Source organism: Rothia sp. P13129 (genome assembly GCF_048512865.1).
In the GTDB taxonomy this organism is placed as follows: Bacteria; Actinomycetota; Actinomycetes; order Actinomycetales; family Micrococcaceae; genus Rothia.
The window spans coordinates 110,636-124,400 of sequence record NZ_JBLXYA010000006.1 but is presented as its reverse complement, the minus strand read 5'-3'; the positions used below and the strand labels follow the sequence as shown (position 1 = coordinate 124,400).

The following is a 13,765-nucleotide window of genomic DNA, read 5'->3' as shown; positions in this document are numbered from 1 at the left end:
GGTTTTCGGTTGCTGTCTCTTGGTGGTGTGCTTGCGCTTCTTCGGCTCCAGCATGTGCTAGTGCCTGTTTCTCTTGGCTAGAGAAGGAGAACGCTTCTGCGAAGATAAGTTGGATATCTTCTGCAGAGTTTGCGGGGAATGCCTGTCCACCGGTTTGGGACGCAATTTCTTGGAGCGCTTGCATATCTGCATCAGCTGAAATGCCGATAAGGATGATATAAATCGGAGCTTCTGGATCTTGTTGAGACTGGATGGTCTTAATAAGGTCTTCGGTGCTGATGGAATTATCATCGTGGTTTTCACCGTCGGTCATGATGATGACGGTGTTTGCTGCGCCGACTTTATATTCCTTTTTAACATTCTGGAATGCCGCAAGAATGGTGTCGTTGAGTCCAGTGTAGTTATCTGGGATAGGCTTGAGAGAAGAACCTGCTTCAAGGAGAAGGTTGCGTTGTGAACGGCCGTCGGTTTCGTCACTCATGTGGCGGATAGGAGCAAGGCTCTTGTAATCGACGGTATTTCCTTGGGCGTCTTGGCTCATGTTGCTAGAGAAACTCCACAATCCCATGGAATCTCGTGCGGGGAAGAGTTTGTATCCGGCAAGGATGGAGTTGACGGCAATGTCCATACGGGTTTGGTCGGTGCCTTCAATTTTGTATCCCATGGAGCCAGAGACGTCAACCGCAACGAGAGCGTTCAACGGTGCTGCTTGAAGGGAGTATGTAGACCAGGCTTCTGCGAGAACTTCTGGTTTTGCTCCGGTCAGGTTGGTGAACTTTCCGATGGAATCTTTTTCGAGTGGTTCGCCTTGTGCATTGCGTAGACCTGTTTCGGCGAGAGCCTTTTTGCCGTCTTCAGAGGAGATGAAGTTGGTGATTTTATCGGCTGCTTGTGCGATGGTTTTATTGGCTTCTGTACCGCTAGACGCTGGCTGATAGAGCGGATAGTCTAATTCGCCACTGCCAGTTGCTGGAACATACGCGGTGAGCTTGGAATCGGAGTGTTCTTTAAGGTACGAGACGTAGTCATTTTCTCCGACGATAGCTGAACGGTAGGTGTCATGTTCTACACCTGAGAGGAGTTCTTGAGCGTTTTCTGCTGCTGCTTCAACTCCGATAGTTTGTGCACGTGAGCCGAGGTTGCTTGCCAATGACTGTTTGCTTGTTTTACCGTTAGCGCTTTCTTCTGTAGCGTTGATGATGGCCATAAACGAGCTAGGTTCTACGCTGGGATCGCCTACGTGTACGGCGGTTACATCGCTGAGCGCTTCGTTCCACGATGGGTATTTATCTGAAGATTTGGTGACAATGACGCTAGGGGTTTTTGCGAGGGATTCGGCTTTAGTCACTAGCTCGCTTTTTCCTGCGAGGGCAAGTTGTGCTTGTGTCGATGATGCAGGTAACCAGAGGTTTGGTGCAGATTTTCCTGCAATAATTTGACTTGCAACGTCAGCGACGGAAGTGTCGTGGCTAACAGATAAGACGATGCAGTCTTCTGGATTGACGGGGATTTTGTGGAGGACCTGCGCCATAATGGGTGTGGTTTCAATGGTGACGCGTTGAGTAGTTGCGCAGGAGGTAGGTACGGATTGTGCGTTAACTACCTTGTCTTCTGTGTTGTTACCTTTGAGGTAGTATGCGAGCATTCCGCCGCTTAGTAGGATGGCTGTTGCGCCTCCGACTGCGGTCCATTTGCGCATGTTTTTTCTGCGTTGTGCTTCTCGTGCTTCGCGTCGAGATTGAGCGTTCCCCATTTGTACCCTTCCGCTCTGTCTCCGTAGGTGAGTTTGTTTACTGGTATGAAGATGCGTGAGCGCATAAATAAAGTATGTATCCTTACAAGCCTAATACTTTAGCATATAAAGTACGGTTAATTTTTATACCATGAAGTTGTTTAAAAATGGATATAATTAGTGCAATTTTTGAGATGATTATTTCTTGTTTAAACATATTTTTATCAATAAAAGTTTTTACTGAAACTGACCACATTGCCCTGACTAGATGAAACAATAAAATTATAAGTGAGCTGTTAAAAATTAAGGTTCTCGAAATTCTCAGACCTACATGAGACACCTTCTTATAATGTGGATAAATCCTTCTTGTGAGTTAAAAACGAAAAACTCAAAACTTGAGTGATTATTAAAATAAAGTTAGTAAAACTGTAGAAACTGTCGAAAAATATACGCGCTGTCTACTATTGAGCTAGGTTAAGAGTCATGTAGCACCATGAAGTGTTGTGATAGAAATATCAAAAATATTACGATGAACAACAACTTAGCTGAAGTAACACATGTACGTAGCGTGGGTAACACTAATACACTAGATGAGTAGTCAATATTCGCACAGGGAAACCACCCACGAACAAAACTACTTACGCCCTGTACCGAGCTTCCCTCTTGGAAGGAACACCTCATGTCCCAAACCGAACAGGTTACTAACCTCCCACTATCCCAAGTAGACCCAGAAGTTGCTGAAGCTATCGCCCAAGAACAGCAACGCCAACAAAATACCCTCGAAATGATTGCCTCAGAGAACTTTGCGCCACGTGCAGTTCTCGAAGCTCAAGGTTCCGTACTAACCAATAAATACGCTGAAGGATACCCATCCCGTCGATACTACGGCGGTTGTGAATACGTTGACATCGTCGAAACCCTTGCCATCGAACGAGCTAAAAAACTCTTCGGAGCAGAACACGCTAACGTCCAACCACATGCTGGCGCCCAAGCAAACAACGCCGTCATGCACGCACTACTTAACCCTGGCGACAAAATTATGGGGCTTTCCCTCGCACACGGAGGACACCTCACCCACGGAATGAAACTCAACGTCTCCGGAAAACTCTACGACGTCGTCGCCTACGGTGTTGACGAAGAAACCGGACGCGTCGACATGGGCCAAGTACGCGAACTAGCACACACCGAAAAACCACAAGTCATTATTGCTGGATGGTCCGCATACACCCGTCACCTGGACTTTGCCACCTTCCGAGAAATTGCGGATGAAGTAGGAGCATACCTCTGGGTCGACATGGCACACTTTGCTGGTCTCGTCGCTGCAGGAGTTCACCCCAATCCCGTACCCTACGCACACGTGGTCTCGTCGACCGTTCACAAAACCATTGGCGGACCCCGCTCCGGATTTATCCTCTGCACGGAAGAACTCAAGAAAAAAATTGATTCCGCCGTATTCCCCGGACAACAAGGCGGCCCTCTCATGCATGTCATCGCTGCCAAAGCAACAGCCTTCAAAATTGCTGCAAGCGAAGAATTCAAAGACCGTCAAAAACGCACTCTCGCAGGAGCCAAAATCCTTGCTGAACGCTTGAGTCAACCCGACGTTGCAGAAGCTGGAGTCTGCCTCATCTCTGGAGGAACAGACGTTCACCTTGTGCTCGTCAGCCTCGTCAACTCAGCACTCAACGGCAAAGAAGCAGAAGACCTCCTCCATGAAGTCGGAATTACCGTCAACCGTAACGCCGTGCCCAACGATCCTCGCCCACCCATGGTTACCTCTGGGCTACGTATCGGCACCCCAGCCCTCGCAACCCGAGGCTTCGACGAAAACGCCTTTGCTGAAGTTGCTGACATCATCGCTGAAACCCTCAAACCTGGTGCAGACGTTAAAGCCCTGCAACAGAGAGTCACCGCACTGTGCGAAAAATTCCCCCTCTACGACGGTATTAAGGAGTGGTAATGACACAAATACTTGACGGAAAAGCAACCGCACAAGCCATCAAAAAAGAACTAGCACAGCGAGTAGAGGCCCTCAAAAAACAAGGCATCACCCCCGGTTTAGGAACAGTGCTGGTTGGAGACGACCCCGCATCTCGCTCCTATGTTGGAGGCAAACACAAAGACTGCCAAGAAGTTGGTATCGCTTCCATACGACGTGACCTCCCCGCTGAAACCACTCAAGAAGAGCTAGAAGCAGTTCTAGACGAACTCAACAACAACCCAGAATGTACCGGATACATTGTTCAACTACCTCTGCCTGAGCACCTAGATACCAACCGTATCCTTGAAAAAATTGCTCCCGAAAAAGACGCCGATGGCTTGCACCCCACAAACCTTGGCAAGCTCGTCCTCAACGTCAACGAACCCCTTAACTCCCCACTACCATGCACCCCACACGGCATTGTTGAGTTAGGTCGCCGTCACGGCATCGAATGGGCAGGTAAACACGTCGTCGTGCTCGGTAGAGGAATTACTGTGGGGCGTCCGCTTGGACTCTTACTCACTCGCCGTGAAATCAACGCCACGGTAACTCTCGTTCATACCGGAACACAAAACCTCGACGAAATTCTCCATAGCGCAGATATTATTATCGCCGCGGTTGGAGTCTCCCACATCATCAAAGAACATCAAGTGCGCCCTGGCGCCGTAGTCTTTGACGTAGGAGTCTCTCGCATCTTCGACGAAGACACCGAAAAATACCGTCTTAGCGGAGATATCAGCCCAGAAGCTGGAGCTAAAGCTAGCTGGGTCTCCCCAAACCCCGGCGGTGTTGGTCCCATGACCCGCGCCATGCTCCTCGTGAACGTTGTCGATACCGCAGAAAGAACGGTGTCCTAGCCCCTCACCATCTCTATAACGAGCTCATACAAGAAAAAGATGGCGGTTGCCTCATCTGGATACTTAATAGATGAGGCAACCGCCATCAACGTTAAACTAGCCCAAGGTCACAACACCCTCAAAGGTCGTACCTATCTACCAGAACGTGAAAGCCTAAACTCATAGTCATACCTATCAGCACGGTACAAACACACCGTGCTCTCTACCGCAATACCGCGATCGGTATAACCAATCTTCTCCACCCTCAACGCCGCAGAACCAGAAGGGATGTCAAGGGCTTGAGCTTCTTCTCCTGCCACAAGTGTGGCACTGACACGATGCGTGGCCTTTTCAATACGATAACCACTACGCGAGAGCTGTTCGTCCAAAGAACCATGTGTTTCAGGCTCCATATGAGTGAAAACTTCCTGAAGAAAATGAGCTTTTTCATAGCACATCGGTTCAGTATCAGCCCGACGAATCTTTACAATCTCAATCACCGTTGTTCCTATTGGAATCTCAAGGTTCTTTGCTGTCTGAGCGTCTGCACCCATCGGGTGACATCTCAATGTCGAGGTATCAGGCTTCTGCCCACGAATATCCATATCTTCGGTGTACGAAATCAGGCGCGGTTCTTTCGCATGCAAATAGCGGTCTGCAACATATGTGCCAGACCCCTGAATGTTATACACCAACCCTCGACGTTGCAACGTCGCAATAGCACGCCGAACCGTATCTCGACTAATACTAAAACGCTCCTGAAGTTCTCTTTCTGTCGGCAAAAGAGTATGGGGCGTGCCCTGATCAATATATGTTGTACACAAATAATGCGCTAAACGAAGATATTTTGGTGGATTATTTGGGGGCAACTCGAAAGATGCAGAAGTCTGTGCTGTCGCGGCCATCGTCATTGAGTCTTCGCTAGTCATAGCTTCATACTATCTGGTTAAAGTACAATTCTTGAGTTTTTTCTTCCTCAACCAGACAATAACGTATCAGGCAATAACCGCACACAATAAACGGCATATACTCCTCAACCGTTTTAACCACCATAAAAACTATGAGGAAAGCCAAGCTCCCCACTATCGTGCTTGGAGGTTATCACACTGGCATAATGATAAGTATGCAATCTTCCGGTTCAGACACAACAACACGTACCCAAACACTTTCAAAAGCTCTCATCGGGGCAAGTATTGGGGGAGGTATCCTCCTCGTCCTCTGTATTCTCGCCATCTACCAAGCCTCGCACGAAGAATCTGTGCTCGGATGGATTGTCGCAGGTATTCTGCTGGCATGGCTAGGGGTTGCCGGATACCTCGCCATCATCGTGACACAACAAGCCCGCACCACCCAAAAAAATCAAGAACTCTTCCTCCAAGCACGTCGAGCAGAAGAAGACGCCATGCTCGACGACAAACTATCTCACAGCTTCCAAATCGTTCTCGTACAATCAAAAGTCATTGCAGAACACCTCCACTCAGATAATCAAGATGCACCTGCCATGATTGAACGAGCACTAGACACCATCAACACCACAGCTTCTAACGGCATGAGCATGATTAAAGAAGCCCAAGGGCAGAACAACGCAGAAAGAGACTAATCACCCCATGACAAGAACACCTAAAACCCTACGTATTGCCAGCGTCAATGTGAACGGCATCCGCGCCGCATACCGTAAAGACATGGAAAGCTGGCTCAACGAACGTGACGTCGACATCCTCTGCCTACAAGAAGTACGTGCCCCCGACAAAATCGTACGAGAACTACTTAACGAAGAAAACTGGCATATCCTCCACTCAGAAGCTGCCGACAAAGGACGCGCCGGAGTCCTCATCGCCACAGCACGCACCCCACACAAGAACTCCATCCTTCCCGCCGCAGAACCAATCAATACCCGATCACACATCGGCGAAGAATACTTCGAACACTCCGGACGCTGGGTCGAAGCAGACTACACTCTTCCCAACGGAGAACAACTTACCGTTGTCTCCGCCTATGTACACTCTGGAGAAGTAGACACACCCAAACAAGACGACAAATACCGTTTCCTCGAACGTATGCTTGTGCGCCTTCCCGAACTTGCTCAACACAGCGAAAACGTTGTCGTTGTGGGAGACCTCAACGTCTGCCACACAGAACGAGACCTCAAAAACTGGAAAGCAAACCAAAAACGAGCAGGATTCCTCCCCGAAGAACGCGCCTACTTCGACAAATTCTTTGGACAAAGCGGATACGTCGACGTTGCACGTTCGCTTGCTGGAGACGTCGACGGCCCATACACCTGGTGGTCCTACCGTGGACAAGCCTTCGACAACAACGCAGGATGGCGTATCGACTACCAGATGGCAACACCCGCCATGGCACAACGCGCCATCAGCTCAGTTGTTGACCGTGCCGCATCCTACGACCAGCGTTTTAGCGACCACGCACCTCTAGTCGTCGACTACCAATTCGCGTAGCACACGAGTCAAAAATCTTAACACCTTCGAGGACTTTGATACTCTCATGGTCAAGACCCCGTCACAACACGCCAACCCATTGAAGGACACACCGTGGCAGAAGAAACCACCAACACCATAGACCGCGCACTCATCCCCAACGCGTCCAAAGGAAAACCACGCGCTTTCTCCGGCGCCCAACCATCATCCGACTCTTTACACCTAGGAAACTACCTCGGCGCAGTAGAAAACTGGGTGCAAATGCAAGAAGACAATGAATGTCTCTTCTTCATCCCCGACATGCACGCCATCACCGTACGTCAAGACCCAAACGTTCTTCGTGAACGTACCCGAACCATTGCCGCACAATATATTGCTGCCGGAATTGACCCACAAAAAACACCTCTTTTCGTGCAATCTCACGTACCTGAACATGCACAACTCGCATGGGTCCTCAACTGTATTACCGGCTACGGTGAAGCCGCCCGCATGACCCAATTCAAAGACAAATCCAGCAAACAAGGCTCCGAGAACACTACCGTCGGACTCTTCACCTACCCCATGCTCATGGCAGCAGACATCCTGCTTTACCAAGCAGACCGTGTCCCAGTAGGCGAAGACCAACGTCAGCACCTAGAACTTACGCGCACTATCGCACAACGCTTTAACTCTCGCTTTGGCACCACCTTTCTCCTGCCAGAACCATTAGAGTTTCGCGAAAGCGCAAAAATCTATGACCTGCAAGACCCCACCTCCAAGATGAGCAAATCTGCCCAAAACGATAAAGGCATTATCTGGTTGCTCGACGACCCGAAGAAAACCGCCAAAAAAATTAAGTCTGCGGTAACTGACGACGGATCAACCATCGCCTTCGACCGAGCCGACAAACCGGGCGTATCAAACCTCCTTGCCATCTATTCAGCAATCACCGGACGCCCTATCGAAAACATCGTCGAAGAATACGACGGCAAAATGTACGGGCACCTCAAAGTTGATCTTGCTGAGATTCTCGTACAAACCCTAGCGCCCATTCGTGAACGTTCTCTGGAACTGCTCGACGACCCAGCCGAACTCGATAAACTCTTGGCTGTCGGTGCGCAACGCGCTCGCGAAATTGCGTCTGTGACGTTGCAGAATGTCTACGAGCGTGTGGGCTTCATGGGTGCGACGAGGCTTTAGCTGAAGAGCCCTTTGATGTCTTTATCGTCTTCTGCTGTGCGAGCTTTAGAGCTTGACCGGCATTTGAGCGTTATTGCGCCGGTACAAGGCGAGTTATCTCGTCTTGTCCGGTGCTGGCAGGGTGCTCATGGTGTGGCTGAATCTGTGCAGACGAGTCATCTAACAATTTTTTTATATGAGCCTACTCCTTCGACGAAAGATATGGTGCTCTCATCCTTGGTGAAGGCCTTATATGGGCAATACTCTTTTAGCGTGTCTATGGGGGCTATTGAGAGCTTCATGCCGTTATCTGAGGTGAGTTATCTGCCCGTGCTAGAGGGCGCGACAGACTTGATGACTTTACGTCAGCGGTGTATTGATGCGGTAGGGGAGTCTAGCTCTCCTTTTAGCTATGTTCCGCATCTGAGCGTATCGAATCGTTTGGGGCAGAGAGCGCTAACGGATTCTTTGCAATATTTTGCGTCATTACCTTCTACCGCTGAACGTTTTGTCGTAGATCATCTTCAAATCTGTGAGCATGTTCAAGGGAATTGGCGTTGTCTTAGGACGGTTCCGCTAGATACGAGTCATGATTAGGTTCTAGCTGGTAGATACAGTAAAGCCTGTCTTATCGTTGTTGCGATAAGACAGGCTTTACTCTGTTGAGTTTCTTTTTTAGAGCAGCTCGTTGAGGTTGAGCTCCTTAATGTCTGCAACAGTGTTTTTCACTGCTTGAGCTTTATCTCGTGTCGTAATGAGTAAGGCATCGGGAGTGTCAACTACTACGAGGTTTTCAATACCGATAACAGCAATTTTGCGTTCCGCATGGGTGACAATAAGCCCCGAGGAATCTTGGTTGAGAACATTGCTCTTTTCGCCTAATACGGTGAGCTTTTCACCTGTTTTCTCTTGGTTCAGGCGGGTGACTGCGTCGAAGTCTCCCACGTCGTCCCACATAAAGGAGCCTGGCACCATGGCGACATCTCCTGCGGCTGCTGCTGGTTCTGCAACAGCGTAGTCGATGGCCGTTTTGGGGAGAGTATCCCATAGTTTTTGAAGAGTTTGGTGCTGTTGTGGAGTGTCCCAATCTTCTGCGATGGCGTTAATTCCGGCGTAGAGTTCTGGTTCGTTTTCTTTGAGGTGTTTGAGCATCAGTTCTGCTGGTGCGACAAACATTCCTGCATTCCAGGTGTATTCTCCGGAGTTCACATAGTCTGCTGCTGTTGCTGCGTCAGGTTTTTCGACAAATGACTCTACGGCTAGAGCTGAGGGGGCATTGTCGATACCGAGCGAAGACTTTGCTTTGATATATCCAAAAGCTGTGGATGGTTCGGTGGGGGTGATACCGATGGTCACGATTTTTCCGGTAGCTGCAGTTTCTACCGCTTCTTTGACTACTTTTTGGAATTCCTCAACCGGTGTGATGACGTGGTCAGCAGCGAAAGAGCCAATAATAGCTTCTCGATCTCTTTTGTAGAGGATAGCGCAAGCTAATCCGATAGCTGCCGCCGAGTCTTTGGGGGAGGGTTCAAGGACGAAGTCGGTGTCGTTGAGTTCACGAACTTGTTCGCGTACTGCTTGAGCGTGCGATTCTCCGGTCACAATCATCACTGAGCTTTGGGTGAGTCCGCTGAGCCTGTCGTAGGTTTGGCGTAGTAGTGAAGATCCGTTACCGGTAAGGTCTAGTAAAAACTTAGGTGCGTGTGCCCGCGATAATGGCCATAGGCGGGACCCTACCCCACCGGCCGGAATGAGCGGGTAAAACTTATCTAGTGGTGTTCTCATCACCTCTAAGAATAGCGAATTTTTACGTCATAATTCTGAAAATTTTTTGAGATGTCTAACTATTGCTGGTCACTTTTTAAGCCCAATGTGATGAGGATTTCCCTTGTTCTCGCGGAAAAGTTGAATATCGACATAAAAATTTGTGCTAATTACGCTAAAATAAGCCGGTTTTTTATCAACTAACTGTCAATAAAACCGTAAGTGAACTGGTACTGTGTGTGACTAGATGAACACACATTAATTAGCTATTCGATGGTAGACATCGCTTGTTTGATGAGCCAAAACAAGGTCACAGCCACGAACAGCTTGCAGGAGGTTATTCAGTGCCGAATAATTCACGAGGAACCTTGTACCGCGGCCGTGAAGGCATGTGGTCTTGGGTAGCTCACCGCATCACCGGTATCGCTATTTTCTTTTTTCTTCTTGTCCACGTCTTAGATACCGCTCTTATTCGAGTTTCCCCCGAATCCTATAACTCCGTGATGGAGCTTTATAAAAATCCCATCATGGGGCTAAGTGAAGCAGGACTTGTGGGAGCTATTGTCTACCACGCCTTTAACGGTATTCGCATTATCCTGATTGACTTTTGGAAAGATGGCGCAAAAAACCATAAAACAATGCTTTGGGGAGTCCTCCTTCTCTGGGCCGTTGTCATGGTTCCTTTCCTCATCCGCCACATGATTAACACTTTCGGAGGCTAACGCATCATGGCTGTTTCACCACAGAAAATCAAAATTTCTGCTCCGAGAAGCAAAGACAACACCGTTAACGGAGTCAAATACAACCGCTCTAGCTCAAAACGCAATAACTTTGAAATGTTCGCATGGCTTTTCATGCGCATCTCAGGTGTTATTCTCGTTGTCCTTATCTTTGGACACCTCTTCGTCAACCTCATGATGGGTGAAGGCGTTCATCGTATTGACTTTGGTTTCGTTGGTGGCAAATTAGCTCAACCTTTCTGGCAAGTATGGGATCTACTCCTGTTATGGCTTGCAATGTTGCACGGCATGAACGGTATTAGAACCATCATCATGGACTATGCAGAAAAAGACAGTACCCGCCTGACCCTAAAACTAGCGTTGTTCTGTTCTGGCGCTTTTGTTCTTCTGATTGGAACTCTCGTAATCTTCACGTTTGACCCATGCCCAACTGGTGCGGCACCAGAACTATTACCTTCTTTCTGTACCGCCCCATAAATAGCTGAACCTACTACTAGATTTTAGAAAAGAGCATTTTCACATGCAGGTACATAAGTACGATGTCGTTATTATCGGTGCTGGTGGAGCTGGCATGCGTGCCGCCATTGAAGCCGGCACTCGCGCTCGAACCGCCGTTTTGACCAAATTGTACCCAACTCGTTCCCATACAGGAGCCGCTCAAGGTGGCATGTGCGCGGCCCTTGCCAACGTCGAAGAAGACAACTGGGAATGGCACACCTTTGACACCATCAAAGGTGGCGACTACCTTGTCGATCAAGACGCCGCCGAAGTCATGGCTAAAGAAGCAATTGACGCTGTTCTTGATTTAGAGAAAATGGGTTTGCCCTTCAACCGTACCCCCGCTGGACGTATTGACCAACGTCGTTTTGGTGGGCACACTCGCGACCACGGTAAAGCACCAGTACGTCGAGCATGTTATGCGGCGGACCGTACCGGACACATGATTCTTCAGACGCTCTACCAGAACTGCGTAAAACATAATGTGGAGTTCTATAACGAATACTACGTCCTTGACCTCATCATGGTAGAAGATGAAAAGGGACAGCGTCGCCCCGCCGGCGTGGTCAGCTACGACCTTGCTTCTGGCGATGTGCACGTATTCCAAGCAAAGTCCATCATTTTTGCCTCGGGTGGTTGTGGAAAAATCTTTAAAACCACATCTAACGCACATACCCTCACCGGTGATGGCATGGCGATTGCTCTACGTAACGGTATTCCGCTAGAAGACATGGAGTTTGTGCAATTCCACCCAACCGGGCTTGCCGGACTAGGCATTCTCGTATCGGAAGCTGCTCGAGGTGAGGGCGGTATTCTTCGTAACTCTGACGGTGAGCGTTTCATGGAGCGCTACGCCCCGACCATCAAAGACCTTGCCCCACGTGATATTGTGGCGCGTTCTATGGCAAACGAGGTGCGTGAAGGTCGCGGTTGTGGACCGAACAAGGATTATGTTCTTCTAGACTTGACCCACCTCGAACCAGCCCACATTGATGCGAAACTTCCCGACATCACGGAGTTCGCTCGCACCTATCTAGGCGTTGAACCGTACACCGAACCTGTTCCGGTGTTCCCCACTGCACACTATGCAATGGGCGGTATTCCCACCAACATCGAAACAGAAGTGTTTGCAGATTCGGAGAACACTATCCCCGGTCTTTACGCCGCTGGCGAGGTTGCGTGCGTATCTGTGCACGGTTCTAACCGTTTGGGCACGAACTCTCTGCTTGATATTAACGTTTTTGGTAAACGTGCCGGCATTAAAGCGGCAGAGTACGCTGCTTCTGCAGAGTTCTTACCTATCCCTGAGGATGCCGCAAACCGCACTTTAGAGCTTTTGACGTCTCTACGTGATGGTGAGGGAACCGAAAAAGTTGGTGTCATCCGTAAAGAACTACAAGATGTGATGGACGCCGATATGCAGGTGTTCCGCACGGCCGATACGATTCGTAACGCTCTTTCAAAGATTGCAGAATTAGAAGAACGTTATCAGCGTATTTCTATTCAAGACAAAGGTAAGCGCTTCAACCTTGATTTGTTGGAGGCCGTAGAGCTGGGCTTCTTACTTGAGCTCGCTAAGGTGATGTCTGTTGCTGCTTTCCATCGTCAGGAGTCTCGTGGCGGTCACTTCCGTGAAGATTATCCGGATCGTGATGACGTGAACTTTATGAAACATTCGATGGTATATCGAGACGAAAACTCAGAGTTTGAGGGTATTCGCGGTCTTCGTTTTGGTACGAAGCCTGTTGTCTTTACCCGTTATGAGCCGAAGGAACGTAAGTACTAAAATGTCTGATTTTGAAGCACGCGAACCAGAATCTAAGGTTGCTATCGCCTCGGAGCAAGGTGGCTCCCAAGGTATTAAAACCTATGATGTGACGGTTAGAATTCGTCGTTATAACCCTGAAGTTTCGGATCAAGCGCATTGGGACGAATTCAAGGTGACAATGTATGGTACCGATAGGGTGCTTGATATCTTGCACAAGATTAAGTGGGAGATTGATGGTTCGTTATCGTTCCGCCGTTCATGTGCTCACGGTATTTGTGGTTCTGATGCTATGCGTATTAATGGTAGAAATCGTTTGGCGTGTAAAACCTTGCTGAAGGATTTAGATATTTCTCAGCCGATTACGATTGAGGCTATTAAAGGTTTGCCTTGCGAAAAAGACCTTATCGTGGACATGGAACCGTTCTTCCAGTCGTATCGTGAGATTATGCCGTTCTTGATGAATGAGGGGCATGAGCCAGAGCGTGAACGCTATCAGTCTGTTGAAGATCGTGAACGTTTTGATGACACAACAAAGTGCATCTTGTGTGCAGCGTGTACGACGTCCTGCCCTGTGTTCTGGACGGACGGCCAGTATTTTGGTCCGTCAGCTATTGTGAATGCTCACCGTTTTATTTTTGATTCTCGTGATGATGCTGGTGATATGCGTCTTGAGATTCTCAACGATAAAGAGGGCGTGTGGCGTTGTCGTACGACGTTTAACTGTACTGATGCGTGTCCTCGCGGTATTCAGATTACGAAGGCTATTGCTGAGGTGAAGCAGGCTATTCTAGCTCGTTCTCTTTAAGACAATGGCGGCTCTGTTTTTTCGTATAGAGCTTGTAGAAAAGTG

The 13,765-nt window shown here is 48.8% G+C and carries 13 protein-coding genes; 10 read left to right on the top strand and 3 right to left on the bottom strand.

All coding sequences use genetic code 11. The annotated features are described in order from the left end of the window. A partial coding sequence (locus tag ACN081_RS05785; RefSeq protein WP_419107224.1) for a VWA domain-containing protein occupies window positions 1-1,753 on the bottom strand: 1,753 nt, incomplete at its 3' end. Window positions 1,754-2,411: 658 nt separating this feature from the next. On the opposite strand from ACN081_RS05785, the gene glyA reads away from it, so the two are divergent. Both glyA and ACN081_RS05775 read left to right on the top strand, forming a co-directional pair. Continuing rightward, window positions 2,412-3,692, top strand: coding sequence for a serine hydroxymethyltransferase (glyA, locus tag ACN081_RS05780; RefSeq protein ID WP_419107223.1), 1,281 nt, complete (start codon window positions 2,412-2,414; stop codon window positions 3,690-3,692). Next, window positions 3,692-4,570: a bifunctional methylenetetrahydrofolate dehydrogenase/methenyltetrahydrofolate cyclohydrolase gene (locus ACN081_RS05775; protein ID WP_419103403.1), complete on the top strand. Its 879-nt coding sequence runs from the start codon at window positions 3,692-3,694 to the stop codon at window positions 4,568-4,570. Before glyA ends, ACN081_RS05775 begins: the two co-directional genes overlap by 1 nt. 131 nt (window positions 4,571-4,701) lie before the next feature. On the opposite strand, the gene ACN081_RS05770 is transcribed toward ACN081_RS05775, so the two are convergent. Then, window positions 4,702-5,478: a GntR family transcriptional regulator gene (locus ACN081_RS05770; RefSeq protein WP_419103402.1), complete on the bottom strand. Its 777-nt coding sequence runs from the start codon at window positions 5,476-5,478 to the stop codon at window positions 4,702-4,704. Between the two features lie 194 nt (window positions 5,479-5,672). Here ACN081_RS05770 and ACN081_RS05765 point away from each other — a divergent pair, with 194 nt between their 5' ends. The 4 genes from ACN081_RS05765 to ACN081_RS05750 all read left to right on the top strand — a co-directional run bounded on the left by ACN081_RS05765 (window position 5,673) and on the right by ACN081_RS05750 (window position 8,742). Further along, window positions 5,673-6,149: a hypothetical protein gene (locus tag ACN081_RS05765; protein ID WP_419103401.1), complete on the top strand. Its 477-nt coding sequence runs from the start codon at window positions 5,673-5,675 to the stop codon at window positions 6,147-6,149. A gap of 7 nt (window positions 6,150-6,156) precedes the next feature. After that, entirely contained in the window at window positions 6,157-7,008 is an 852-nt protein-coding gene (locus ACN081_RS05760) for an exodeoxyribonuclease III (protein ID WP_419107222.1), read from the top strand. Window positions 7,009-7,101: 93 nt separating this feature from the next. Then, the gene (gene trpS / locus ACN081_RS05755; RefSeq protein WP_419107221.1) at window positions 7,102-8,166 is read left to right on the top strand and encodes a tryptophan--tRNA ligase; all 1,065 of its coding nucleotides are present in this window, start codon (window positions 7,102-7,104) and stop codon (window positions 8,164-8,166) included. 15 nt (window positions 8,167-8,181) lie between these two features. Continuing rightward, window positions 8,182-8,742, top strand: a complete 561-nt coding sequence (locus tag ACN081_RS05750; protein ID WP_419107220.1) for a 2'-5' RNA ligase family protein — start codon at window positions 8,182-8,184, stop codon at window positions 8,740-8,742. Window positions 8,743-8,820: 78 nt separating this feature from the next. On the opposite strand, the gene ACN081_RS05745 is transcribed toward ACN081_RS05750, so the two are convergent. Beyond that, window positions 8,821-9,930 (bottom strand): mannose-1-phosphate guanylyltransferase, encoded by a 1,110-nt coding sequence (locus tag ACN081_RS05745; RefSeq protein WP_419107219.1) that lies wholly within the window; start codon window positions 9,928-9,930, stop codon window positions 8,821-8,823. A 323-nt stretch (window positions 9,931-10,253) separates the two neighbouring features. Here ACN081_RS05745 and sdhC point away from each other — a divergent pair, with 323 nt between their 5' ends. The 4 genes from sdhC to ACN081_RS05725 are packed head-to-tail and all read left to right on the top strand — an operon-like array spanning window position 10,254 to window position 13,720. Continuing rightward, window positions 10,254-10,631, top strand: coding sequence for a succinate dehydrogenase, cytochrome b556 subunit (sdhC, locus tag ACN081_RS05740; RefSeq protein ID WP_419103423.1), 378 nt, complete (start codon window positions 10,254-10,256; stop codon window positions 10,629-10,631). Window positions 10,632-10,637: 6 nt separating this feature from the next. Next, window positions 10,638-11,126, top strand: coding sequence for a succinate dehydrogenase hydrophobic membrane anchor subunit (locus ACN081_RS05735; protein ID WP_419102011.1), 489 nt, complete (start codon window positions 10,638-10,640; stop codon window positions 11,124-11,126). A gap of 43 nt (window positions 11,127-11,169) precedes the next feature. Continuing rightward, entirely contained in the window at window positions 11,170-12,933 is a 1,764-nt protein-coding gene (gene sdhA / locus ACN081_RS05730) for a succinate dehydrogenase flavoprotein subunit (RefSeq protein ID WP_419103396.1), read from the top strand. Window position 12,934: 1 nt separating this feature from the next. Continuing rightward, window positions 12,935-13,720, top strand: coding sequence for a succinate dehydrogenase iron-sulfur subunit (locus ACN081_RS05725; RefSeq protein ID WP_419102013.1), 786 nt, complete (start codon window positions 12,935-12,937; stop codon window positions 13,718-13,720). The last annotated feature ends 45 nt before the right edge of the window (window positions 13,721-13,765 follow it).

What these genes read in the sequence shown, in the direction of transcription:
- glyA (WP_419107223.1), top strand. Translation starts at nt 2,412, where the DNA reads ATGTCCCAAACCGAACAGGTTACTAACCTCCCACTATCCCAAGTAGAC.
- ACN081_RS05775 (WP_419103403.1), top strand. Translation starts at nt 3,692, where the DNA reads ATGACACAAATACTTGACGGAAAAGCAACCGCACAAGCCATCAAAAAA.
- ACN081_RS05770 (WP_419103402.1), bottom strand. Translation starts at nt 5,478, where the DNA reads ATGACTAGCGAAGACTCAATGACGATGGCCGCGACAGCACAGACTTCT.
- ACN081_RS05765 (WP_419103401.1), top strand. Translation starts at nt 5,673, where the DNA reads ATGCAATCTTCCGGTTCAGACACAACAACACGTACCCAAACACTTTCA.
- ACN081_RS05760 (WP_419107222.1), top strand. Translation starts at nt 6,157, where the DNA reads ATGACAAGAACACCTAAAACCCTACGTATTGCCAGCGTCAATGTGAAC.
- ACN081_RS05750 (WP_419107220.1), top strand. Translation starts at nt 8,182, where the DNA reads ATGTCTTTATCGTCTTCTGCTGTGCGAGCTTTAGAGCTTGACCGGCAT.
- ACN081_RS05745 (WP_419107219.1), bottom strand. Translation starts at nt 9,930, where the DNA reads ATGAGAACACCACTAGATAAGTTTTACCCGCTCATTCCGGCCGGTGGG.
- ACN081_RS05735 (WP_419102011.1), top strand. Translation starts at nt 10,638, where the DNA reads ATGGCTGTTTCACCACAGAAAATCAAAATTTCTGCTCCGAGAAGCAAA.
- sdhA (WP_419103396.1), top strand. Translation starts at nt 11,170, where the DNA reads ATGCAGGTACATAAGTACGATGTCGTTATTATCGGTGCTGGTGGAGCT.
- ACN081_RS05725 (WP_419102013.1), top strand. Translation starts at nt 12,935, where the DNA reads ATGTCTGATTTTGAAGCACGCGAACCAGAATCTAAGGTTGCTATCGCC.